Origin of the sequence: Kitasatospora sp. NPDC057015 (assembly GCF_042673745.1) — a bacterium.
GTDB lineage: Bacteria > Actinomycetota > Actinomycetes > Streptomycetales > Streptomycetaceae > Kitasatospora.
This window is the reverse complement of record NZ_JBHUSG010000001.1, coordinates 410414-434650: the sequence shown is the minus strand read 5'-3', so window position 1 is coordinate 434650 and position 24237 is coordinate 410414. Positions and strand designations below refer to the sequence as shown.

The window sequence follows — 24237 nt, the reverse complement described above, 5'->3', positions numbered from 1 at the left end:
CGGGAACCCGCGGGCCCCCGGCGGCGTCGATTGCAGAGGCCGCACCACCGTGCGGCGCAGGTGGAGGCAGGAAACGAACGGGGGGCGGTCGCGATGGACGCCGACGCTGCGGGTACGGGTGCCGAGGGTTCGGATGCGACCGGTGCGGGCGCGGAGCAGGCCGACGGCACCGGAGGCTGGGTGCTGCCGGGCTACACGCACGGCCGGGAGCTGGGCACCGGCGCGAGCGGCCGGGTGGTGCTCGCCACCCACGACGCCACCGGGACGCCGGTCGCGGTGAAGTACCTGAACCGCTCGGCCGCCGGCGACAACCTCAGGGCCGAGGCCGAGGTGCTCGGCGCACTCCGCTCGCCGTACGTCACCCGGCTCTACGAGTACGTGGAGAGCAGCCGGGGCTGCGCCATCGTGATGGAACTGGTGGACGGCCTGGCGCTGCGCACCCTGCTGCGCGCGGAGGGCGCCACCACGCCCCGGGCCGCGCTGGTGGTGCTCAAGGGCTCGCTGCTGGGCCTGGCCGCCGCGCACGCGGCGGGCGTCGTGCACCGCGACTACAAGCCGGGCAACGTGCTGGTCGCCGCCGACGGCAGCTCCAAGCTGGTGGACTTCGGCATCGCGGTGCGCAGCGGCGACGACCGGGACATCTCCGGCACGCCCGCCTACCTGGCCCCCGAGCAGTGGGCCGGCCGGCCCGCCTCCCCGGCGGCCGACGTCTACTCGGCGACGGTCACCTTCTTCGAGTGCCTGACCGGCGCCCGCCCGTACGACGGGGCGACCATCGCCGAGCTGGCGGTCCAGCACACCGAGGCGCCGATCCCGGACGAGCTGGCGCCGGCCGAGGTCCGGCCGCTGATCCGGGCCGGACTCGCCAAGACGCCGGCGTCCCGCCCGGACAGCGCCGCGAGCTTCGTCACCGAACTGGAGGCCGTCGCGGTGGCCGGCTACGGGCCGGACTGGGAGGAGCGCGGCCGGGCCGAGCTCGCCGCGCTGGTCCTGGCGCTGGCGATGCTGCTGCCCTGGGGCGGCGCGGGCGCCGGGGACGGCGGAACGGCGCTGGCGCACACCTCGCTGGCGCAGAGCGGACCGCCGCCGGCCGGACCCGGTCCGCAGGCCGGGCTGGACGGGGCACGGGCCGTCCGGCGCAGCGGACTCGGCCGGCGGGCCAAGGTGCTGGCCGGCGCCGGCGTGGGCCTGCTGGTCGCGGGCTCCTTCGCCGGGGTGGCGGTCGCCGGGTCGAGCGACCGGGACGCCCGTACCGTCCTGGCGGACCCGTCGCCGGTGGCCACCACGACGCTCGGCGCGGGCCTGCCGACGTCCGCCGCGCCGCCGACCGGCGCGCCCACGTCCGACCCCACCGCCACCGACTCGCCTTCGGCCTCGCCCTCGCCGTCCGCGTCGCTCTCGGCCGCTCCGACCCCCGGCGCCACCGTGACCACCCGGCCGCCGACCGTGGCCCCGACCGCGACCGGAAAGCCCACGGCCCCCGCCACCTCACCGGCCCCGCCGACCCCGACCGCCACCACCCCGAGCGCCACCGTGGCTCCGCCGCCGGTCAAGGCCCGGGTGACGTACCTCAGCCTGGACGCGTTCACCTGCGGAGGCCCGTACGACACGAAGGCATCGGTGACCGTGCAGACGGACGGCGCCGCCGACGTCGTGCTGACGCTCAGTTGGATCCACCGGGTGTCCGCCAGAACCGCCCCGGTGGTGGCCGCCACCCAGACGGTGGTGATCCCGAAGGGGTCCACCGGGTTCAAGGGAGCCAGTTATCCCCACGTGTTCGGCTCGGCCGACACCTACCCGATCTGGGGGCTCCAGATCTCCACCAGCCCCGCCGCCGAGCCGAGCCGGGTCGTCCCCGTCCTCTACCGTGACGTCAACGCCTACACCTGCAACCCGCCCCGCTGAGCCGGAACCACACGCCCAGGAGGGCAGCATGACCACACCGGGAAAGCCCCCGACCGACCCCGACGAGGCGCAGACCGTCCGGCTCGACGAGGACGCCGCCGAGCGGACCGCCAAGCTGCGCCGGGCGCCGTCCGCGGGCCAGTCCGCCGCCGGCCCGTCCGTCGACGACGCCGCCACCGTCCTGGACCCGACCGTCTGGGCCAAGCCCGCCGTCCCGCCGCAGCCGGCGGGCCCCGAGTCGGCGGCCCCCCGGCAGGCGGCCCCCGAGCAGGCGGCCCCGCCGCTGATGGCGCTGCCGCCGCTGGTGGGCGGCACGCAGACCCTCGGCACCCTCGGGGCAGCGGAGGACGCCACCCGGCGACTCGACGCGCCCGCGCCCGCCGGTCACCCGGCCGCCCCGGTGCCCCCGCCCGTCACCCCGGAGGACGAACGCCCGCTGGCCGATGGCGAGTTGCGCCGCTTCGGCCCGGGCGTGCCGGCGGCGGCAGCCGCCGTCTGGCACGGCGAGGTGGAGCCCGGCCGGCCCGTCCGCCGCAAGCGCCGGCGCGGGCTGCTCCTCCTCGCCCTCCTGCTGGCCCTGCTCGCCCTGTTCGCCTGGCGCTGGTACGCCCCGCCGCTGGCCGTCACCGGGGTCACCGTCGCCACCGACCCGGCCGGTCCGCCCTGCGGCGGCGCCGCCGTCGTCACGGCCACGGCACGGACCAACGGCCATGCCGGTACGGTCCGTTACCGCTGGGTGCGCAGTGACGGCAGTTCGTCCGGCGAGCTGGCGCAGTCCGTCCCGGCGGGCACCCGGCAGGCCGACCTGGTGCTGCGTTGGACCTTCGACGGCCACGGCACCATGCAGGCCACCGCCACGGTCGAGATCCTCTCGCCCGGGCAGCACACGGCGGCGGCGAGCTTCACCTACTCCTGCCCCTGACCACGGGATCCGCTCCCCGCCGACCTGCGGCAACGGCGCCCGCCCGGCGGGGAGTTGACCGGCGGGGAGCGGACCGGCGGCGAGTGGACCGCCGGGCTCAGAGGGTGATCTGGTAGAGGATGAACCCCCGGTTGACCGCCACCTGGTCGTAGAGCCGCCGGGCCGTCGCGTTGGTCTCCTGGGTGGACCAGTAGACCCGGCTGCAGTCACGCTCGCGCGCCCACTCGGTGACCGCGGCGATCAGTGCCCGGCCGACGCCGCGGCCGCGGGCCTCGGGCGCGGTGAACAGGTCCTGGAGGTAACAGACGTCCGGCGCGGTGGTGTTGGCGTGCACGAGGAAGTGCGTGATGCCGACCAGCCGGCCGTCGACCCGGGCGCCGAAGGCGTGCATCACGGTGTCGTCGAGGAACGCCGTCCAGGCCCGCTCGTACATCTCCGGCGTGATCTCGCGCCGGTAGAAGTCGAGGTAGCCCCGGAAGAGGACCTCCCACTCCGCGCGGTCCGCGGCGGAGAGCCTGTCGATGCTGACGCCGTCCTGGGTCATGGGTGCCGCCTTCCGCGGGTGGGGCCGTCCGAACGGCACGACCTTACGCGGGCGCACGGCCGTACGGGCCCCCGGCACTGCTCGCGGCAGTACCGGGGGCCCGTACGGGTGGTCGACTCCGCTGCTGTGCAGCGGTGCTGACGTGGGTCAGGACTTGAGCGCCTTGATGGCGGTCGGGGCGTGGCCGGGCTCGGTGGCGAGCTCCTCCCACTCGTTGATGGCGTCGATGCCGGCGGCGCCCATCGAGATGTTGGTGACGCGCTCCAGGATCGCCTCGACGACGACCGGGACGCGGAACTCGGCGGCGAGCTTCTTGGCCTGCTCGAAGGCGGGCAGCAGCTGGTCCGGCTCGGTGACCCGGATGGCCTTGCAGCCCAGGCCCTCGACGACCTTGACGTGGTCGACGCCGTAGACGCCCAGCTCGGGGGAGTTGATGTTCTCGAACTCCAGGTTGACCTGGAAGTTGATGTCCAGGCCGCGCTGCGCCTGTCGGATCAGGCCCAGGTAGGCGTTGTTGACCAGCACGTGGACGTACGGGATCCGGTGCTGGGCGCCGACGGCCAGCTCCTCCAGCATGAACTGGAAGTCGTAGTCGCCGGACAGGGCGACGACCGGGGTCTCGGGGTCGGCGGTGGCGACACCGAGCGCCGCCGGGATGGTCCAGCCGAGCGGGCCGGCCTGGCCGCAGTTGATCCAGTGCCGCGGCTTGTAGACGTGCAGCATCTGCGCGCCGGCGATCTGGGAGAGGCCGATGGTGGTGACGTAGCGGGTCTCCGGGCCGAAGGCCTTGTTCATCTCCTCGTAGACGCGCTGCGGCTTCATCGGCACGTTGTCGAAGTGCGTGCGGCGCTGGAGGGTGGCCTTGCGCTCCTGGGTGGACGCGGCCCACTCGCTGCGGTCGGGGAGCCTGCCGGCGGCCTTGAGCTCCTTGGCGACCTCGACGAACAGCTCCAGGGCGGCCTTGGCGTCGGAGGCGATGCCGAAGTCCGGGGCGAAGATCTTGCCGAGCTGGGTCGGCTCGATGTCGACGTGGACGAACGTGCGGTCCTTGGTGTAGACGGCGAGGTCGCCGGTGTGGCGGTTGGCCCAGCGGTTGCCGATGCCGAGGACGAAGTCCGACGCCAGCAGGTTGGCGTTGCCGTAGCGGTGCGAGGTCTGCAGGCCGACCATGCCGGCGTTCAGCTCGTGGTCGTCGGCGAGGATGCCCCAGCCCATCAGGGTCGGGATGACGGGGGTGCCGGTGAGCTCGGCGAACTCGACCAGCAGCTCGGAGGCGTCGGCGTTGATGACACCGCCGCCGGCGACGATCAGCGGGCGCTCGGAGGCCAGCAGGAACCCGATCGCCTTCTCGATCTGCGCGCGGGTCGCGAACGGCTTGTAGACCGGCAGCGGCGCGTAGGTCTCGGGGTCGAACTCGATCTCGGTCAGCTGGACGTCGATCGGCAGGTCGATCAGGACCGGGCCGGGGCGCCCGGAGCGCATCAGGTGGAAGGCCTGCTGGAAGACGCCGGGGACCTGCGCGGCCTCCAGGACGGTCGTCGCGGCCTTGGTGACCGGCTTGGCGATCGAGGCGATGTCGACGGCCTGGAAGTCCTCCTTGTGCAGCTTCGCGACCGGGGCCTGGCCGGTGATGCACAGGATCGGGATCGAGTCGGCGATCGCCGAGTACAGCCCGGTGATCATGTCGGTGCCGGCCGGGCCCGAGGTGCCGATGCAGACGCCGATGTTGCCGGCCTTGGTGCGGGTGTACCCCTCCGCCATGTGCGAGGCGCCCTCGACGTGCCGGGCGAGCGTGTGGCGGATCTCGCCGGACGCCTTGAGCGCGGCGTAGAAGGGGTTGATCGCCGCGCCGGGCACGCCGAACGCGACCTCGACGCCTTCGCGCTTGAGGATCTCCACTGCCGCGCGGGCGGCTGTCATTCGAGGCATCGGGTTTCTCCTGCGTCGGCCCGTTGTGGGTCGGAGGGCTCATCTCCTGAGTTCCACGATACGGAAGAACGGTTTTGGTATGCGGAAACAACGTACGGTCAGGTCCGCGCGGCCGTCAAGGGCGGTTCAACAGAATGTTGTAGTTTGCGGAAGGGCCAGGCTGTCACCTCCCCGCCCCCTCGACCAGGCGGGCTTCCTACAGGCCGCGGGCCCCTGCGGCCCTCCGGCCTCGTCGATTGATGCAACGCCCCGTCGATCCTGCCGGGCCGCCGCAGACCCGGCCGGGAACGCCGACGAGCCGGCCCCTCGCCCCCGCAAGGGGGAGGAACCGGCTCGTCGGAAGGTGTCCCGATGCCACCGCCGCAGGATCGGGGCACCGCGTGACCGGACCGCCGGGGGCGGACCGGGTCGTTCAGGCCGCCTGGCGGCCGCGCAGCCGATGGGCGGCGATCAGGTCGGCGTAGCGGCGCCCGCTGGTCTTCACCGTGCGCTGCTGCGTCTTGTAGTCGACGTGGACGAGGCCGAAGCGCTTGTCGTAGCCGTAGGCCCACTCGAAGTTGTCCAGCAGCGACCAGGCGAAGTACCCGGCCAGCGGAGCGCCCTTGCGGACGGCGCGGGCGCAGGCGGCCAGGTGCTCCTCCAGGTACTGCGTGCGCTCCGGGTCGTGCACCGAGCCGTCGGCGCCGACCACGTCCTGGTACGCCGAGCCGTTCTCGGTGACGTAGATCTTCTGCACGCCGTAGTCCTCGGTGAGGCGCATCAGCAGCTGCTCCAGGCCGGGGCCGTGCACCTCCCAGTCCATCGCGGTGTGCTCGACGTTCGGGCCCGGCACCTGCCGGAAGTGCGGCGCGGGGCCGGTGGTGTCGCCGGTGACGATCTGCCGGAAGTAGTAGTTCAGGCCGATCCAGTCCAGCGGCGCGCTGATCAGCTCCAGGTCGCCGTCCCGGACGGGCAGTTCGACGCCGTACAGCTCCACCATGTCCTGCGGGTAGCCGCGGCCCAGGATCGGGTCCAGCCACCAGCGGTTGATGTGGCCGTCGGCACGCCGGGCGGCCAGGTGGTCGCCCTCGCTGTCGGTGGCGGGGTGGACCGGGCTGAGGTTGTTGACGATGCCGATGTTCGCGTTCGGGATCGCCGCCCGCAGCGCCTGCACGGCCAGGCCGTGGCCCAGGTGCAGGTGGTAGGAGGCGCGCACGGCGGCGTCGAGGTCCTTGAAGCCCGGCGCCATGTTGCCGTCCAGGTGGCCGATCCAGGCCGAGCAGAGCGGCTCGTTCAGGGTCGCCCAGTTGGTGATGCGGTCACCGAGGGCGCCGGCGACGACCTCCGCGTACTCGCCGAAGCGCTCGGCGGTCTCCCGGACGGGCCAGCCGCCGCGGTCCTGCTGGGCCTGCGGGAGGTCCCAGTGGTACAGGGTGGGAAAGGGCGTGATGCCCTTCTCCAGCAGGCTGTCGGTGAGCCGGTCGTAGAAGTCCAGGCCCGCCTGGTTCACCCGGCCGTCGGCCTGCGGCACGATCCGCGGCCAGGCGATCGAGAACCGGTACGCGTCGAGACCGAGCTGCCCGGCCAGGCCGAGGTCCTCGGGCCAGCGGTGGTAGTGGTCGCACGCCACGTCGCCGGTGTCGCCGTTGTCGACCTTCCCAGGGGTGTGGGAGAAGGTGTCCCAGATGGACGGGGCGCGGCCGTCCTCGTCCACGGCTCCCTCGATCTGGTAGGCGGCGGTGGCCGCGCCCCAGATGAAGTCGTCGGGGAGAGCACTGAGGTCGTTCACGAAATGCCTTTCGGGAATGGTCACTTGACAGCTCCGGCGGTGAGGCCGGCTACCAGGTAGCGCTGCAGGAGGAGGAAGCCGGCGACCACGGGGATGCTCACCACGAGGGAGGCGGCCATCACCTGGTTCCAGTACACGTTGTTCTGGGTGGCGTAGCCCTGGAGGCCGACGGCGAGGGTGCGGGTGGTCTGGTTGGTCATGACGGAGGCGAACAGCACCTCGCCCCAGGCGGTCATGAAGGCGTAGACCGAGACGGCCACGATGCCGGGGACGGCGGCCGGTACGACGATCCGCAGCAGCGTGCGCAGCGGTCCGCAGCCGTCCACCGCGGCGGCCTCGTCGAGGTCGCGCGGGATGGAGTCGAAGTACCCGACCAGCATCCAGATGGAGAACGGGAGCGAGAAGGTGAGGTACGTCAGGATCAGCCCGCCGCGACTGCCGAGCAGCGCGACGCCGGTGCTGTTGCCGATGTTGACGAAGATCAGGAACAGCGGCAGCAGGAACAGGATGCCGGGGAACATCTGGGTCGAGAGCACCGTGACGGTGAACAGCTTGCGACCGCGGAAGCGGTAGCGGCTGACCGCGTACGCCGCGAAGATCGCGATCACCACCGAGCAGGCGGTGGCGCTGACCGAGACGATCAGCGAGTTCACGAAGTAGTCGGCGAGCGGGACGGTGCTCCAGATGTCGATGTACGGCTGGACGGTGAAGCTGCTCGGGATCCAGGAGAACGCTCCCTGGACGTCCTGCAGCGGCTTCAACGAGGAGCTGGCCATCACGAACAGCGGGGTCAGTACGAAGATCGACAGCAGCAGCAGGAAGATCCGCCGGGACCACTTGAACGAGGCCGGGGGTGCCATCGGTGAGACGGGGGCCTTAGGCATCGGCGTCCCTCCGTCGTGAGGTGAGGAACAGGTAGACGGCCGTCACCAGCAGCAGGAAGAGCAGCAGCAGCACGGACATCGCCGAGCCGACACCGAAGTTCCAGGTGACGAAGGAGGACTGGTAGATGTGGATGGAGATCAGGTCGGCGGCCTCCGGCGCGGACTTCCCGAACAGCACGTACGGCGTGTTGAAGTCGTTGAAGGTCCACAGGAAGAGCACCAGCACCAGCACCTGGTTGACCGGGCGCAGCGAGGGCAGGGTGATCCGGCGGATCTGCTGCCAGACGCCGGCCCCGTCCATCGAGGAGGCCTCGTAGAGCTCCTTGGGGATGTTCTGCAGGCCGGCCATCAGGGTGAGGAAGGCGAACGGCCAGGACTTCCAGACCGAGACCACGACCAGGGCGGTGAAGCTGTTGTCGCCGATCAGCCAGAACGGCTTTTCCGACATCAGGTGCAGCTGGTCGACCAGGACGTGGTTGATCAGTCCGGTGTCGCGCTGGAACATGAACGACCAGGTGATCACGGCGGCGTAGACCGGCAGGGCGTACGGGACGAGGAACAGGGCCCGCAGGATGCCCCGTCCTCGGAACGCGTCCTGCATGTAGATCGCCGCCGCCGTGCCCAGCAGCCAGGACAGGCCCACCGACAGGATCGTGAAACTACACGTCGTCCAGAACGAGTTGAGGAGCGACTGGCCGACCGGCGCACTGAAGTCCACCGCCATGCGGTAGTTCCCCAGGCCGGTCCAGGGTGCGGCCGACCAGTCTCGGATGAAGAACTGGGTGAGCTGTTTGAAGCTCATCACGATGCCGACCACCATGGGGACCAGGTGGATCAGCAGCTCCAGCGCGAGGGCGGGGAGCAGAAGCAGGTAGGGCAGAGCCCCTCGGGGGTGGCGCAGTCGGCGCAGTCGCTCTCGCACGTCAGGACGCCGGCATCTGCTGCTGAGCCTTGGTGAGCTCGGCCTTCACGCTGTCGTCGGTGACCGGCTTGCCGGCGGCGGCCGCGGCGAGCAGGTTCTTGACCGCGGTGCCGACCAGGGTCTCGAACTGGCTCTCGTTGGCGACCTGGGGCAGCGGCGCGGAGCTGTTGGACAGGACGTCGTTCAGCGTGGTCAGATCCGGGGTGGCGAAGACCGGGTCCTTGCCGGCCTCCTTCACCGGCGGGATCGAGCCGTAGGTGCTGTTGAGGGTCTTCTGCTCCTCGTTGCTCGTCATGAACTTCACGAACTGGAGCGAGCCGTCGAGGTTCTTGCTGTTCTTGAACACCGCGAGGTTGATACCGGCGACCATCGACTTGATGGCCTTGTCACCGGTCGCACCGGCCTGGATCGGGATCGGGGCGACCCCGTAGTCCTCCGGGTTCATCCCCTGGGACTTGAGGTTGGCGCCGGCCGACTGCCACATGATCATCGCGGCCTTGCCGGTGGCGAAGTCGCTCAGCGTCTGGTTGTTGGAGTACTCGGCGTTGCCGGGCGCGGCGACCTTGTCCTTGGCGATGAAGTCGACGTACTGCTTGATCGCCTTGACGGCCTCGGGACTGTCGAACTTCGGCTTGCCGGAGGCGTCGAAGAAGTCCGCGCCGTTCTGCTTGCCGAAGGTGAACGCGTGGTGGACGTTCTCCGAGACGTTGCCGCCCTCGATCGCGAGGCCGTACTTGCCGTCCTTGGTGAGCTTCGCGGCGTCGGCCTGGAACTCGTCCCAGGTGGCGGGGGCCTTGTCGATGCCGGCGGCCGCGAACATCTTCTTGTTGTAGTAGAGGCCGTAGGCCATCGAGTACAGCGGCACGGCGGCCGGGTCCTTGCCGGCGGCGCCGGCCGAGGCGATGGTCGACGGCAGGAAGCGGTCCTTGCCGCCGATCTTGCCGAAGGTGGCCTCGTCGAAGGGCAGCAGCGCGCCGGTGGCCTGGAGCGAGGCCGACCAGGTGTTGCCGATGTTGAGGACGTCGGGGCCCTGGCCGGAGGCGGTGGCCGCGAGGATCCGGTTGAGCAGGTCGGACCAGGGGACGACCTCGAGGTTGACCTTGATGCCGGTCTGCTGCTCGAACTTTCTGAGCTCGGGCTCCAGGACCTGCTTGTCGTTCTCGATGCTGGTGCCCTGGTTGCTGGCCCAGTAGGTGAGCGTCTTGGGGCTGCTGCTGCCCCCGCCGCTACCGGTGTCGGAGCCGCCCCCGCAGGCGGTCGCGGTGACGGTAAGGGCGGCAACCAGAGCTGTGGCGGCGATGACGCGGCTCGTGCGCATAGCGGAGTTCCCCTCTCAGGGGATGGATGAGCGACCTTGGTGAAGTGATCAGCCCTGAGGCTTACTTCAGGCCGTGATTTAACTTGTGAGAAAAGCTGGCGTCAAGACTTGTAGCAGCGATAGATTCAGACCAGGAGGGAGTCCGAATGGTGGAGCGAAGCAAGCAGACCGTACGTGACCTGCGAAGAGGCAACAGATCGGTGCTGCTGCGGCACCTGTACTTCGAGGGTCGGCTCAGCCGCCACGAGCTGGGCCGCGACACCGGACTGAGCGGGGGGACGATCAGCAACGTGGTCGGCGAGCTCATCGCCGACGGGTTGGTGGAGGAGGCCGGATCGGTCGACTCGGACGGCGGACGCCCCCGCGTCCTGCTCCAGGTCGCCGCCGACCGCGGCTACCTGGTCGGGGTGGACGTCGGAGAGACGCAGGTCAGGGTCGCCCTGTTCGACCTGGCACTGACCGAGCTGGCCGCCAGCGACCATCCGCTGTCCGACCACGGGCACGACGTCGACCACGTCGTCCAGCTGATCCTGGAGGGCCTGGCCGAGGTCCTCGACGGCACCGGTACGGACCGCGACCGGGTGCTCGGCGTCGGGATCGGGGTGCCCGGCATCGTCGAACAGGGCGATCCGGCGGCCGATCCGGAGGATCCGGGCGGCGTCGGCGCGGTGGTGCACGGCCAGACCATCGACTGGGACGCCGTCCCGCTCGGCCGGCTGCTGCGGGCCGGCACCGACCTGCCGCTGCACATCGACAACGGCGCCAAGACGCTCGGACAGGCCGAGATGTGGTTCGGCGCGGGCCGGGGGGCCGGGAACGCCGTGGTCGCGCTGTTCGGCTCCGGTGTCGGTGCCTGCGTGATCGCCAACGGGACGCCCTACCGGGGCGCCACCAGCAGCGCCGGCGAGTGGGGGCACACCAAGGTGCACGTGGGCGGGCGGCTCTGTCGCTGCGGCTCGCGCGGCTGCCTGGAGGCCTACGTCGGCGCCGAGGCGCTGGTCGAGCGCTGGGGGAGGGCCGGTGAGGCCTCCAGTTCCAGCGAGAAGGCGGGGCTGGCCGCCCTGCTGGCGGCGGCCGAGGCCGACGATCCGGACGCCGACGCGCTGCTCTGCGAGACGGCCGAGTACCTCGGCGCGAGCATCGCCGACCTCATCAACCTCTTCAACCCGGAACGCATCGTGATCGGCGGCTGGGCCGGACTGCTGCTCGGCCCCCGCCTGCTGCCGGCGATCCGCGACTCGGCCCGCGCGTACGCGCTGCGCTTCCCCTGCGAGCAGACCTCGATCGAGCTGGGACGACTCGGTCCGGACGCCGTCACGGTGGGCGCCGCGACCCTGCCGCTGGCGCGCTTCCTGGACTCCGGCGGGGACGTGCCCGAGCCGGGCCGGCGTGAGGCCAGGGCGCTGCGCTGACGGCGCCCCGGCGGCTGCCGGCCGTCCGTCGCGAACCGTCGACGGGGGGCCGACGGGTGCCGCGCCGACCTGCCGGACGCGGCGGTCGGAGCGGCCGCTGCGGCCGTTCCCGCCTGGGACGATCGCTCGCCGGGCCCGGTCCGGCGGTGCGCCTCGGGATGCGCCGCGGGCCGTCCACCGTCGCCGGGGAGCCTGCTCGGCGCCCGCTTCGCAGCCCGGATCGGGCGGTCGGGGCGGGCTCGCGGGCCGGAGACGGCCCGTTCGTTGATTTCTTGAAGTGTCGACCCCAGGTCGGCGACCCTGCCCGGATCTCGGGGGAGCGCTCTCCCTCTGCCCTGCTGACCTGCTGATTCACTGTCCGGCCGGTTCGACGGCCGTCCCGGATCCCTTGTCAGCAGGGCAAGTTGATTCGCACCAGAAGTGCTGTCCACTGTCTTGACACGTTGGACGCGCCACCGCAACACTCCATCCGGGAGCGCTCTCCCGAGTCCCGGTGCGCAGGCACCGGTTGATCCTTCGGCGGTCTCCGCCCTCTCCGCAGGTGTCCTCGGCACCCGTAGGCGTCCCGCCCCACCGGCCCCGCACCGGCGTCGCGCGACAGCGTCCCCATCCCCCGCACCCCACCCACAGCAGGAGATGCCCCAGTGAGGTTCACCTCAGCAGGCTCAGGCTCCAGAGTCCGGCGCGCCCCGGCCGCCCTCACCGCGGCCGCCGTGGTCGCCGGCCTCTGCATGGCCGTCCCGGTCACCACCGCCCACGCGGCCGGCACGCTGCTCTCCCAGGGCAAGACCGTCACCGCCTCCTCGACCGAGAACGGTGGCACCCTCGCCACCGCCGCGGTGGACGGCAACACCGGCACCCGCTGGTCCAGCGCCGCGACCGACGCCCAGTGGCTGCAGGTCGACCTCGGCGTCAGCGCCTCGATCGACAAGGTCGTCCTCAACTGGGAGGCCGCCTACGGCGACGGCTACCAGATCCAGGTCTCCGCCGACGGCGCCAGCTGGACCACGATCTACACCACCACCACCGGCACCGGCGGCATCGAGACGCTGAACGTCAGCGGCACCGGCCGCTACGTCCGCTTCAACGGCACCCACCGCCACACCGGATACGGCTACTCCCTCTGGGAGTTCCAGGTCTACGGCACCCCCGGCGGCGGCACCGGCCCGACCTGCTCCACCGCCAACGCCGCGCTGAACAAGCCGGCCACCTCCTCCTCCACGGAGAACGGCGGCACCCCCGCCTCGGCCGCGTTCGACGGCAACACCGGCACCCGCTGGGCCAGCGCCGCGAGCGACCCGCAGTGGCTGCAGGTCGACCTCGGCTCCAGCCAGCAGGTCTGCTCGGTGGACCTCAACTGGGAGACGGCGTACGGCGACGGCTACCAGATCCAGCTCTCGCCCGACGGCACCACCTGGAACACCGTCTACAGCACCACCACCGGCACCGGCGGCGTCGAGACGCTGAACGTCAGCGGCACCGGCCGCTACGTCCGCTTCAACGGCACCCACCGCCACACCGGATACGGCTACTCCCTCTGGGAGTTCGCCGTGCACACCGGCGGCGGCTCGACCGTCCCGCCCGTCCAGGGCGGCGGCGACCTCGGCCCCAACGTGAAGGTCTTCGACCCGTCCACGCCGAACATCCAGGCCACGGTCGACCAGATCTTCACCCAGCAGGAGTCCAACCAGTTCGGCTCCGAGCGCTACGCGCTGCTGTTCAAGCCGGGCACGTACAGCAACCTGAACGCGCAGATCGGCTTCTATACCTCGATCGCCGGTCTCGGTCTGAACCCCGACGACACCACCATCAACGGCGACGTCACCGTCGACGCCGGCTGGTTCAACGGCAACGCCACCCAGAACTTCTGGCGCTCGGCCGAGAACCTGCACCTCAAGCCGGTCAGCGGCACCGACCGCTGGGCCGTCTCGCAGGCCGCGCCGTTCCGCCGGATGCACGTCGAGGGCGGCCTCAACCTCGCCCCGGCGAGCTACGGCTGGGCCAGCGGCGGCTACATCGCCGACAGCAAGATCGACGGCCAGGTGGGCAACTACTCGCAGCAGCAGTGGTACACCCGCGACAGCTCGATCGGCGGCTTCAGCAACGGCGTCTGGAACCAGACCTTCTCCGGTGTCCAGGGCGCCCCCGCCCAGGGCTTCCCGGACCCGCCGTACACCACGCTGGACACCACCCCGATCTCGCGTGAGAAGCCGTTCCTCTACCTGGACGGCAACGAGTACAAGGTGTTCACCCCCGCCAAGCGCACCAACGCGCGCGGCGTCTCCTGGGGCGCCGGCGCGCCGCAGGGCGAGTCCCTCCCGCTGAGCCAGTTCTACGTGGTCAAGGCCGGTGCGACCGCCGCCACCATCAACCAGGCGCTGTCGCAGGGCCTCAACCTGCTCTTCACGCCGGGCGTCTACCACGTCGACCAGACGATCAACATCACCCGGCCGAACACCGTGGTCCTCGGCCTCGGCATGGCCACCGTCATCCCGGACAACGGCGTCACCGCGGTGAAGGTCGCGGACGTCGACGGCGTCAAGCTCGCCGGGCTGCTGCTCGACGCGGGCACGGCCAACTCGCCGTCCCTGCTGCAGGTCGGCGACGCCGGCCCCGGCGCGGACCACTCGGCCAACCCGACCACCGTCCAGGACGTCTTCGTCCGGGTCGGCGGCGTCACCGCCGGCAAGGCCACCGCGGGCATGCTGATCAACAGCAACAACACGATCGTCGACCACACCTGGATCTGGCGCGCCGACCACGGCGCCGGTGTCGGCTGGGAGAGCAACCGCTCCGACTACGGCATGCAGGTCCGCGGCAACGACGTGCTGACCACCGGCCTGTTCGTCGAGCACTTCAACAAGTACGACGTGCAGTGGTTCGGTGACCGCGGCAAGACCATCTTCTTCCAGAACGAGAAGGCCTACGACGCCCCCAACCAGGCGGCCATCCAGAACGGCGCCGTCAAGGGCTACGCGGCCTACAAGGTCGAGGACTCGGTCAACACCCACGAGGGCTGGGGCCTGGGCAGCTACTGCTACTTCAACGTCGACCCGACCATCGTCATGGACCACGGGTTCGAGGTGCCGAACAAGCCGGGCGTCAAGCTCCACGACATCCTGGTGAACTCCCTCGGCGGTAACGGCCAGTTCAACCACGTGGTGAACAACGTCGGCAACCCGACCTCGGGCACCGGCACCGTCCCGTCGAACGTGGTCTCGTACCCGTAAGGCGGCGGCCACCGCGGTCACCGCGAGGGCCACACCGTAGGAGTTGACGGAAAAGTAGGACACAGGACGGCCCGCCGATCGACGGCGGGCCGTCCGCACCGCACCGGGCGCACCCGCGGAGGCGGCAGGGGGTGCTTGCCCCCGTGCTATAAAAGCCGCTATGAGTGATGCCCTGCGAATGGCCGCCTCCCGGCCCGCGACCCTGGAGGACGTGGCCCGGGTCGCCGGGGTCTCTCGGTCGACGGTCTCCCGTGTGATCAACGGGATCCGCAACGTCGACACGGAGATCCAGGAGACCGTCCGCGAGGCCATCGCCGCCACCGGCTACGTGCCCAACAGTGCGGCCCGCTCGCTGGTCACCCGCCGGGCCGGCTCGATCGCCCTCGTCCTGTCCGGTGTCACGGGCGAGGTCGAGGACGAGGACCAGGCCAGGAACCGGGTCCTCACCGACCCCTTCTTCGGACGGGCGCTCAGTGGCGTGGTCGGCGCGCTGCGCCCGCGCGGGCTGCACCCGCTGCTCATGGTCGCCGACACCGCCGAGGCCAGGGACCAGGTCGTCGGGCACCTCAAGCAGGGCGGCGCCGACGGCGCGGTCCTGGTCTCCACGGATCCGCACGACCCGCTGCCGGCCCGGCTGGTCGAGGTCTCGCTGCCGGTGGTGCTGTTCGCCCGCCCGGTCCGGCCGATCCCGATCAGCTACGTCGACCTCGCCAACCGCGACGGCGCCCGGCTCGCAGCTGACCACCTCGCCGCCCGCGGCTGCCGGCAGGTCGCGATGATCGGCGGCCCCGCCGGTGTCCCGGCCGCCCAGGACCGCCTGACCGGGTTCCGCGAGGCGATGGCCCGCCACGGCTTCCCCTACGTCCCCTGCGTGGAGGGGGACTTCACCCAGCGCGGCGGCGAACTCGCGATGGAGCGGCTGCTCGCCGAGCACCCCGACCTGGACGGCGTGTTCGCCGGCAACGACCTGATGGCCCAGGGCGCGATGTTCGTCCTGCACGAGCACGGCCGCCGGATCCCCGACGACGTCGCGGTGATCGGCTTCGACGACAGCAGCGCGGCCCTGGCCAGCCGCCCCCGGCTGACCACCGTCCGCCAGCCGGTGGAGGAGATGGCCGCCGAGCTCACCCGCCTGCTGCTGGCCCGGGTCGAGGACCCGTCCCGCCAGGTCACCTCGGTGATATTCGAGCCGACGCTGGTGGTCCGGCAGTCCGCCTGACGCGGGCCGCCCGGCGGACACCGACGGCGGCCGCGACGGCTGCCGGGCGTCCGCCGTCGGCGGCCGGTTACTTCTTGCCGACCACGGGCAGGAACGCGGTCGCCGTGAGCTTGTTGTCGCAGCTCGCGAAGAACCCGCCGCCCTCCCGCCCGACCTGGTACTTCCCGGCCTCCGGCACCCCGAGCACCAGGGACGCCGGTGCGAACGGCGTCGCGCCCGACGGGCAGTAGCCGTCCGCCTCGCCCAGCACCGGCCGCAGGGCGAGCGTGGTGAACATCTTCGCGCCGGGCACCAGCGGCACCGCCACGGCCGGCCCCACCTGCTGCACCTGGAACGGCAGCGACTTGTCCGGCGAGCCCTGGCCGGCGCCCGCCACGGTGGGGAAGCCCTTCACGCCGCAGGCGTGCGTACCGACGTTGGTGAACTCCACGGTCACCACGTAGGACCCGACCGGGCTCGGCTCGACGTCCCGGGCGGCCGACGCCTTGAGGTCGGCGTCGGCGCAGGCCGGCAGCACCCCGGGCGCGGACGAGGCCGAGGGCTTGCCCGCCGTCGCCGTCGGCCCCGGGGACTTGGCCCCGGCCGGCGCGCCCGTCGCACCCCCGGGCGCCGGGCTCGCCCCGGCCGGCGGCGCGGGGACACCCGCCGTCGTCGGTGCGGCGGCGCTCGGCGCGCCGTCGGCCGGGCCGCAGGCCGCCAGCAGCGCGGCGGTCGCCACCGCCGCCAGGGCGGCGACGGCCGTGTGCGTCCGTCGCCGATTCGTCCGTACCTGCATGAGATCCCCCTGCTGTCCGCGGTGGCCGCGGCGGTCGCCGTTGCTCGACCCTGATGACGCGGCCGGCGCCGGTGTCCGGTTCCGGCCGTGCCGAGCTGTGACGATCCGGGCGCAGCCGTGACGGCTCGTTACCCTCCGGTGACGGCGGTGAGGGCGTCGGCCGACGACGAAGCGCGGGGCGCTGGCGGCGGGGCCCGGGGTTCGACCGTGGGTGGTCGACGTGGGGGCGGGACGAGCACGCCCGTACGGGACGTGAACCCCTGTTTGCCGGTGCCGGGTGCCCGGCGGCCCGGATCGTGGGGGAGAGGTGGTGAAGGCGTGGTGAAACGGTGGATGAGGTTGGCCTAACCGGTAGCTCTCCGTAGCGTCGCGGCCATACGGGAGTGAGTTGTCCACGAACGTCCGCCCGGGATCGTCCGGGCCTCCTCCCGCCGCCTCCATGAGCCGTGCTCCCTCTGCCCGGCGCGTCCGCACCGCGGACGCGCGGAAGGAAGACGCCCATGCGCACCAGCGCCGACCACCGCGACGCACCCCACCGGACGAGCCCGCCAGCCCCCGAGCGCACCGTTCCCGACCGCACAGCTCCCGACCGCACAGCTCCTGCCCCCGGCCCCGACCGCACCGCCCCCGACCGCACCGCCGGCGGGGAGGTGGCGGCATGACCGGCCCGCCGCGCCCCCGCCGGAGCGTCCCGTCCGTGCTCGCACTCCGCGCCCGGGCCCGGGCCGTTCCCTGGCGCGCGGACCTGCCGGCCTCGCTGGTGGTGTTCCTGGTCGCCCTCCCGCTCTGCGTCGGCGTGGCGGTCGCCTCCGGGGTGCCGGCCGAGCTGGGCCTGGTCACCGGCATCGTCGGGGGCCTGGTGGTCGGCATGCTGCCGGGCAGCAGCATCCAGGTCAGCGGTCCGGCCGCCGGCCTGACGGTGCTGGTCCTGGATGCGGTCCGCGAGCACGGCATCGACTCGCTCGGCGCCCTGGTGCTGGCCACCGGCGTCCTGCAACTCGCGATGGGCGCCCTGCGGCTGGGGCGCTGGTTCCGCGCCATGTCCGCCTCGGTCGTCCACGGGATGCTGGCCGGCATCGGCCTGATCCTGCTGCTCGGCCAGCTCTACGCGATGGTCGGCCGGCCCGCCCCGGGCACCGGGCCCGGCAAGATCACCGGCCTGCCCGCCCTGCTCGTCGACCTGCTGGGCGGGCGCGTCGCCCCGACCTCGGTGCTGCTCGGTACCGGCACCCTGCTGGTGCTGGTCGTGTGGAAGTACCTGCCGGACCGCGTCCGGGCCCTGCCCGCGCCGCTGGCCGCCGTCGGGCTGGCCGCGGCCGTCACCGCACTGGCCGCCCTGCCGGTGGCCCGGATCCGGGTGGAGGGGCTGCTCGGCGTGCTCCACCCGCCCGACCTCGCCTCCTTCGCCACGCTCGCCGGACCGGCGGGTGCGGGTACCGTGCTGGCGTTCGCTCTGATCGCCTCGGCGGAGACGCTGTTCAGCGCGGCGGCCGTCGACCGGATGCACCACGGGCCGCGCACCGACTACGACCGCGAACTCACCTCCCAGGGCCTCGGCAACGCCCTCTGCGGCCTGCTCGGAGCGCTGCCGATGACGGCGGTGATCGTCCGCAGCGCCGCCAACGTGCAGGCGGGCGCCCGCAGCAAGGCCTCGCGGACGCTGCACGGCGTCTGGCTGCTGCTCTTCGCGGCGCTCCTGCCGGCCCTGCTCGGCCTGATCCCGGTCGCCGCGCTCGCCGCCGTCCTGGTGCACGCCGGTGCCAAGCTCGTCCCGGTCCGCCGGATCGGTGCGCTGTGGCGGGAGCACCGGGGCGAGGCCGTGGTGCTGGCCGCCACCGCGGGGGCGATCATCACGACCAACCTGTTCGAGGGCGTGCTGGTCGGCATCGGTCTGGCGGTCGTCAAGTCGGCCTGGCAGACCTCGCACCTGTACATCGCGGTCGAGGACCCGGGCGATCCCGGTGACGCGGGCCATCCGGGCCATGCGGGGGAGCCGGGGGAGCCCGCCGGCCGGGCCGGCGCCCTGCGGGTCCGCCTCACCGGCCACGCCACCTTCCTGCGGCTGCCGCGACTGCTCGACGCACTGGAACGCCTGCCCGCGGACCGCGCCGTCGAACTCGACTGGTCCGGCCTGCGCCACCTCGACCACGCCTGCACCGACGCCCTGGTCGGCTGGGCGGCCCAGCACCGGGCCCGCAGTACCGGGTCACTTGCGGTGCAACCCCCGCTGCCGACGGCGGTCTGAACGAGGGCCCTCGGCGGGCGCTCGCCCGTCGCGGGCCCGCCGGCCCGGACGCGGCCGGGACCGGACCTCCGCATCGGCCGGATCCCGGGCGATTCCCGCGCGGCGGGCGACGCCCGGGCGGAGGATGAGGGCGGGGTCACCGACGCCCCCGCCACCCGAGGAGGACCCGCCGATGGACCTGTTGGACGCCGCCCGCTCCCTGCAACCCGACCTGGTGGCCCTGCGCCGGGCCCTGCACGCCGAGCCCGAGGTCGGCCTGCGCCTGCCGCTGACCAGGCGCAAGGTGCTCGACGCGCTGTCCGGCCTGCCGCTGGAGATCTCCACCGGCACCGCCCTCGACTCGGTGACGGCCGTGCTGCGCGGCACCGGTGCCGGGCCGACGGTGCTGCTGCGCGGCGACATGGACGCCCTGCCGGTCGAGCAGCGGGCCCCCGCGGGCACCCCGGAGTCGCTGGTCCCCGGCCGGATGCACGCCTGCGGCCACGATCTGCACACCGCGATCCTGGTCGGGGCGGCCCGGCTGCTGGCCGAGCGGCGCGACCGACTGGCCGGGGACGTGGTGCTGATGTTCCAGCCCGGCGAGGAGGGCGACGGCGGCGCCAGGATCATGGTCGACGAGGGCGTGCTGACCGCCGCCGGCGCGGACCGGCCGGTGGCCGCGGCGTACGCGCTGCACGTGACCTCCGCGGTGCTGCCGGCCGGCGTGGTGGCGGGTCGGCCGGGCCCGGTGCTGGCCGCGGCCGACCGCCTGCGGGTGGTGGTGCGCGGACGCGGCGGGCACGGCTCCTTCCCGCACACGGCGCTCGATCCCGTCCCGGCGGCCTGCGAGATGGTGACGGCCCTGCAGACGGCGGTCACCCGGACGTTCTCCGTCTTCGACCCGGTCGTGGTGACCGTGGGTTCCTTCCACGCCGGGGACGCCCACAACGTGATCCCCGACGAGGCCTGCTTCGTGGCGACCGTCCGCAGCTTCTCGGCCGAGTCGTCGGCCCGGGCCGCGGAGGTGCTGCCCGCGGTGGTGCGCGGCATCGCGGCGGCGCACGGCCTGTCGGCGGAGGTGGAGTACCGGCACGACTACCCGGTCACGGTCAGCGAGCCGCAGGCCGTGGCCGCGGTCGCGGACACCGTGCGCGAACTGCTGGGCGCGGACCGGTGGACGGAGCTCGCCCACCCGTTCGCCGGGTCGGAGGACTTCTCCTTCGTGCTGCAGCGGGTGCCCGGGGCGTTCTTCTTCCTCGGCGCCACCCTGCCCGACCGGGATCCGCGCGACGCACCGTACAACCACTCGGCGGAGGCGGCCTTCGACGAGTCCGTGCTCGCGGACGGTGCGGCCCTGCTGGCCGCGCTCGCGCTGCGCCACCGGTAGACCGGCCGGCTCGGCCGGTGACGCCCGCTCGCGCCCGTTCGCGTCGTCACGCCGCTCCGCGCGCTCGTGGTCGGTCACGGTCCGCGGTGCGGGTGCACCGCCGGGCGGCCCGGCCCGGGTAGTTTCGTGCTGCCCCGGGTGCGGGGCCCTGACGTAGGAGGAGAAGCGTGATCGCAGCATTCTCGGTCACCCCGCTGGGGATCGGTGAGGACGTCGGCGAGGCGGTCGCCGCCGCGGTGCGGGTGGTGCGTGCCAGCGGGCTGCCCAACCGGACGGACGCGATGTTCACCAGCATCGAGGGGGAGTGGGACGAGGTCATGCCGGTCGTCCGGGAGGCGATCGAGGCGGTGAAGGCCTACAGCGGAAGGGTCAGTACGGTGATCAAGATCGACGACCGGGCGGGCGTGACCGACGGGCTGACGGCGAAGGTGGCGACGGTGGAGCGCCACCTGGCCGCCGGCGGCTGACCGCTCGCGGGCCCGCCCCGGCCCGGGGCGGCTGCCCGGCACCGCCCTGCCCTGTCCCCCTGCCCTCGGTTCCCCTGTTCCTCGGGGCGGTGCCCGGTCTGCCGGACGGCCGGTCTGCCGGACGGCCCGCGTCCGCCGCGCCGGCCGTGGCATGATCGTCGTGTGGTTCGATCGAACACCGGAGACGTCGGGCGGCGCCGGCCGCTGCGGGCCTGCGCGTTGGTGCTGGCGGCCGCCGCCGTCGCCGTGGGCACGACCGTGCCGCCGGCCGGCGCGGCGGACGGCGGCGTCAAGGAGTTCACCCTCTCCGACCCGCGGATCACCGAGTCCAGCGGTCTCGCGGCCAGCGCCGCCCACCCGGGCGTCTACTGGACGCACAACGACAGCGACGACGGCCCGTACGTCTACGGCGTGGACTCGACCGGCCACACGGTCGCGACGCTCACCCTGCGCGGAGTGAAGCCGCGCGACGTCGAGGCGATCTCGCTCGGTCCGGGCGGTCAGCTCTACACGGCCGACATCGGGGACAACCTGAACGGCACCTGGCCCGAGGTGTGGATCTACCGCTTCGCCGAGCCGAAGGAGATCCGCGACCAGACCGTCGACGTCGTCCGCTACCGCGTCCACTACGAGGACGGCCCGCGCAACGCCGAGGCGTTGATGGTCCATCCGGTCACCGGCCGGATCTACATCGCCAGCAAGCGCGAGCAGGGCGGCAACCTGTACGAGGGGCCCGAGACCCTCTCGGCGACCGGGGTCAACACCTTCCGCAAGACGGCCGAGGTGCCCTGGGTCACCGACGGTGGCTTCTCCCCGGACGGCACCCGGCTCGTCCTGCGCGGCTACTTCTGGGCCAAGCTCTACCGCTGGCAGGGCGACACGCCCGAACTGATCGGCTCGGTCGACCTCCCGTTCCAGCGGCAGGGCGAGTCGGTCACCTTCACCGCCGACGGCCGCACGCTGATGTTCGGCAGCGAGGGCAAGGACAGCCCGGTGACCCCGGTGGCGCTGCGGGACGCCCAACTCCCCGACACCCTCAGGCCGACCGGCAGCCCCTCCGCCGCTCCGGCACCCTCCGGCAGCCCCGCCCCCGGCACCACCCAGGGCGGGGACACCGCGAGTACGAAGGGCGAGGACAAGGTCTCCGGTCGCGGTCTGCTCGTGCTGGCCCTGGTCGTCGGCGGTGTCGTGCTGGCGGCCCGGCGCAGGAAGGGCTGACCGCCGTCCCGCCTCGACCGGCTCCCGCAGGGCCCGCCCCGCGTCCGTGAGCCGGCGCCCGAGGAGCCGGTCGTCCCGGTCGTCGCGGCGCCGGGTGACCAGTGCGGCGGAGGGCGCCCGGGCGGCCGGCCGCGAGGGTCGACGTCCGGGGCACCGTACGGCACACTCGTGCGAGGCTCCCGGCGGCGCCCGGTCCGATCGGCCGGGCGGGCCGCCCGCCGGCTCCACGCTCGTACCGCACCGCCGTACCGCACCACCGCCGTACCGCACCATCGCACCACCGCCGGCCCGCTCCGCCGCCCTACCGCTCCGCCGCTCCACCGCCGTTCCGTCCGGCCACCGGCCCGCTCCGCCGCCCGCTCCGCGATCCGGAGCACCGGGCCGGCACCCGGGCCGCCCGCGCCGGCCGTCGGCGCCAGCCCACGGGTACGCCAGGTACCCGCCCGGAACCGCGAATCGGAGACGCCGACCGTGAGCAGCACCCGACACCTGGAGATCGCCCTCTCGTCCGGCCGGTCCGGCACCGGCCCGGCGACCTGGGGCCAGCAGGCCATCTGGGACGCCGTGCGCGGGCTCGACCCGGCCGACGCACCGAGGTACAACGTCTCGCTCGCCGCCCCGGTGGATCCGGGCGTGCCGGTGCCCCTGGTGCTGGACGCCGTACGGCAGTTGCTCGGCCTGCACGACTCGCTGCACACCCGGCTGCACCAGGACGACCAGGGGCGCCTGTGGCAGACCGTCGACCCCGCCGGCCGGGTGCCCGTGGTGGCCCGCACCTGCGCGGGCCAGGACGAGGTGGCCGAGGCCGGCAGCGGACTGCTCGCCGAACTCGCCGGCCAGCCCTTCGACTGCGCCCGGGACTGGCCGGTGCGCGTCGGACTGGTCGAATCGGGCGGCCTGGTACGGCACATGGCCTTCGTCCTGTCGCACACCGCGGTGGACGCCTGGGGCCTGCGCAGGCTCGTGACGGACCTGATCGCGATCGTCCAGGGTGAGTCGCCGGAGGCGATCGGGGCGCGCCACCAGGCGCTCCAACCCCTGGACGAGGCCGCCTTCCAGGCCTCCGACCGCGGCCGCCGCCGGGACGCGGGCGCCCGGTTGCACTGGCAGCGCAAGCTGCGCCTGGGGCCGCCGAGCATCTTCCCGCCGGGGGCGGCCGCCGCACCGGCCGTGGCCGTCGCCAAGCCCTTCCCCAACGCCGTGCTCAACTCCCCGGCCCTGGACCGCGCGGTGCGCCTGGTCGCGGCCGGGCACCGGGTGAGTTCCTCCTCGGTGCTGCTGGCCGCCGCGTCCGCGATGACCGCGCGGCTGTCGGGTGTGTCCGAGGCCGTGCTCCAGGTCGTGGTCAACAACCGCTTCCTGCCCGGGCTGGCGGACGCGGTGAGCACGGTCGCGGCCGAAGGCCTGTTCCAACTCCCGGGAGCAGCAGGAGATTTCGCCGACGTGATGCGCCGTACCCACTCCGCCTCGATCGCCACCTACCGCAGCGCGTACTACGACAAGCGGCTGCTGGAGCAGGACATCGCCAGGATCGCCGAACGGGACGGCTCGGTCGCCGACCGGTCCTGCTTCTTCAACGACACCCGCGAGCTGATGCCGGCGCCGGCGCAGCCGGACGAGCAGGAGGGCGCGGGGGCGGGGACGTTGGAGCGGGCGAGGGCGCGGACCACGCTGAGCTGGCCGGTGGAGTTCGCGCCGCGCGCCAACCTCAGCTACGCCCTGGACGCCCTCCAGGCGCCGGGCGCACTGGAGTTGTCGATGACCGCGGACAGCGCGCTCGTCCCCCGGGCGGACATGGAACGGTTCCTGTACGGGATCGAGGAGTTGGTGGTCGCCGAGGCGCTGGCGCTGGGCCACGGCTGAGGGCGCACCGCCGCCTGCCCGGTCTGTACGTCGAGGGGCGGTCCCGTCCGTGCGGGCCGCCCCTCGACCCGCGGGGCGCTGCCCGGCGACCGGGTCCCGCCCGCAGGGGAGCGCCCCGTGCGGCGCGGCGTCCCTGTGCGGGGTGGGTGGCGGCGGCACAGTGGACGACGAAACGACAACGGCGAGGAGTCACCCACTCCTCGCCACTCTCAAGATATAGCGCACCGGGGGGCTTGCCGCAAGGCCCCGG

18 protein-coding genes are annotated in these 24237 nt (G+C 72.9%); 11 read left to right on the top strand and 7 right to left on the bottom strand.

Annotated elements, in window-relative coordinates; genetic code table 11:
- Positions 1 to 93 precede the first annotated feature (93 nt).
- Together ACFTWP_RS01905 and ACFTWP_RS01900 are read left to right on the top strand one after the other, a co-directional pair.
- The gene (locus ACFTWP_RS01905; protein WP_380261562.1) at positions 94 to 1905 is read left to right on the top strand and encodes a protein kinase; all 1812 of its coding nucleotides are present in this window, start codon (positions 94 to 96) and stop codon (positions 1903 to 1905) included.
- Between the two features lie 28 nt (positions 1906 to 1933).
- Positions 1934 to 2827: a hypothetical protein gene (locus ACFTWP_RS01900; protein ID WP_380261561.1), complete on the top strand. Its 894-nt coding sequence runs from the start codon at positions 1934 to 1936 to the stop codon at positions 2825 to 2827.
- Positions 2828 to 2924: 97 nt separating this feature from the next.
- Here ACFTWP_RS01900 and ACFTWP_RS01895 read toward each other — a convergent pair whose 3' ends face one another.
- The 6 genes from ACFTWP_RS01895 to ACFTWP_RS01870 form a co-directional block, all read right to left on the bottom strand.
- Positions 2925 to 3371, bottom strand: coding sequence for a GNAT family N-acetyltransferase (locus tag ACFTWP_RS01895; protein ID WP_380261560.1), 447 nt, complete (start codon positions 3369 to 3371; stop codon positions 2925 to 2927).
- Between the two features lie 147 nt (positions 3372 to 3518).
- Entirely contained in the window at positions 3519 to 5300 is a 1782-nt protein-coding gene (gcl, locus tag ACFTWP_RS01890) for a glyoxylate carboligase (protein WP_380261559.1), read from the bottom strand.
- Between the two features lie 412 nt (positions 5301 to 5712).
- Positions 5713 to 7068 (bottom strand): GH1 family beta-glucosidase, encoded by a 1356-nt coding sequence (locus ACFTWP_RS01885; RefSeq protein WP_380261613.1) that lies wholly within the window; start codon positions 7066 to 7068, stop codon positions 5713 to 5715.
- 20 nt (positions 7069 to 7088) lie between these two features.
- Entirely contained in the window at positions 7089 to 7952 is an 864-nt protein-coding gene (locus ACFTWP_RS01880; RefSeq protein WP_380261558.1) for a carbohydrate ABC transporter permease, read from the bottom strand.
- Positions 7945 to 8874, bottom strand: coding sequence for a carbohydrate ABC transporter permease (locus ACFTWP_RS01875; RefSeq protein ID WP_380261556.1), 930 nt, complete (start codon positions 8872 to 8874; stop codon positions 7945 to 7947). The genes ACFTWP_RS01880 and ACFTWP_RS01875 overlap by 8 nt, the downstream gene beginning before the upstream one ends.
- Before the next feature lies 1 nt (position 8875).
- Positions 8876 to 10192, bottom strand: a complete 1317-nt coding sequence (locus tag ACFTWP_RS01870) for an ABC transporter substrate-binding protein (protein ID WP_380261554.1) — start codon at positions 10190 to 10192, stop codon at positions 8876 to 8878.
- A gap of 146 nt (positions 10193 to 10338) precedes the next feature.
- Between ACFTWP_RS01870 and ACFTWP_RS01865 the strand changes: the two genes are divergently transcribed.
- The 3 genes from ACFTWP_RS01865 to ACFTWP_RS01855 all read left to right on the top strand — a co-directional run bounded on the left by ACFTWP_RS01865 (position 10339) and on the right by ACFTWP_RS01855 (position 16053).
- On the top strand, positions 10339 to 11604 hold the full coding sequence (locus ACFTWP_RS01865) for an ROK family protein (RefSeq protein WP_380261552.1): 1266 nt from the start codon (positions 10339 to 10341) through the stop codon (positions 11602 to 11604).
- A gap of 731 nt (positions 11605 to 12335) precedes the next feature.
- Positions 12336 to 14834 carry a discoidin domain-containing protein gene (locus ACFTWP_RS01860; protein ID WP_380261611.1) on the top strand — a complete coding sequence of 833 codons (2499 nt, stop codon included), beginning with the start codon at positions 12336 to 12338 and terminating at the stop codon, positions 14832 to 14834.
- A 160-nt stretch (positions 14835 to 14994) separates the two neighbouring features.
- The gene (locus tag ACFTWP_RS01855) at positions 14995 to 16053 is read left to right on the top strand and encodes a LacI family DNA-binding transcriptional regulator (protein ID WP_380261550.1); all 1059 of its coding nucleotides are present in this window, start codon (positions 14995 to 14997) and stop codon (positions 16051 to 16053) included.
- A 67-nt stretch (positions 16054 to 16120) separates the two neighbouring features.
- Here ACFTWP_RS01855 and ACFTWP_RS01850 read toward each other — a convergent pair whose 3' ends face one another.
- Positions 16121 to 16828: a DUF4232 domain-containing protein gene (locus ACFTWP_RS01850; protein WP_380261548.1), complete on the bottom strand. Its 708-nt coding sequence runs from the start codon at positions 16826 to 16828 to the stop codon at positions 16121 to 16123.
- 500 nt (positions 16829 to 17328) lie between these two features.
- Between ACFTWP_RS01850 and ACFTWP_RS01845 the strand changes: the two genes are divergently transcribed.
- The 6 genes from ACFTWP_RS01845 to ACFTWP_RS01820 all read left to right on the top strand — a co-directional run bounded on the left by ACFTWP_RS01845 (position 17329) and on the right by ACFTWP_RS01820 (position 23987).
- Positions 17329 to 17490: a hypothetical protein gene (locus tag ACFTWP_RS01845; RefSeq protein ID WP_380261546.1), complete on the top strand. Its 162-nt coding sequence runs from the start codon at positions 17329 to 17331 to the stop codon at positions 17488 to 17490.
- Positions 17487 to 19073, top strand: coding sequence for a SulP family inorganic anion transporter (locus tag ACFTWP_RS01840; protein ID WP_380261544.1), 1587 nt, complete (start codon positions 17487 to 17489; stop codon positions 19071 to 19073). Before ACFTWP_RS01845 ends, ACFTWP_RS01840 begins: the two co-directional genes overlap by 4 nt.
- Positions 19074 to 19245: 172 nt before the next feature.
- On the top strand, positions 19246 to 20439 hold the full coding sequence (locus tag ACFTWP_RS01835; protein ID WP_380261542.1) for a M20 family metallopeptidase: 1194 nt from the start codon (positions 19246 to 19248) through the stop codon (positions 20437 to 20439).
- A gap of 167 nt (positions 20440 to 20606) precedes the next feature.
- On the top strand, positions 20607 to 20906 hold the full coding sequence (locus tag ACFTWP_RS01830) for an MTH1187 family thiamine-binding protein (protein ID WP_380261540.1): 300 nt from the start codon (positions 20607 to 20609) through the stop codon (positions 20904 to 20906).
- A 162-nt stretch (positions 20907 to 21068) separates the two neighbouring features.
- Positions 21069 to 22124 carry a hypothetical protein gene (locus ACFTWP_RS01825; protein WP_380261538.1) on the top strand — a complete coding sequence of 352 codons (1056 nt, stop codon included), beginning with the start codon at positions 21069 to 21071 and terminating at the stop codon, positions 22122 to 22124.
- Between the two features lie 471 nt (positions 22125 to 22595).
- Complete coding sequence (locus tag ACFTWP_RS01820) at positions 22596 to 23987, top strand: condensation domain-containing protein (protein WP_380261536.1); 1392 nt, start codon at positions 22596 to 22598, stop codon at positions 23985 to 23987.
- The last annotated feature ends 250 nt before the right edge of the window (positions 23988 to 24237 follow it).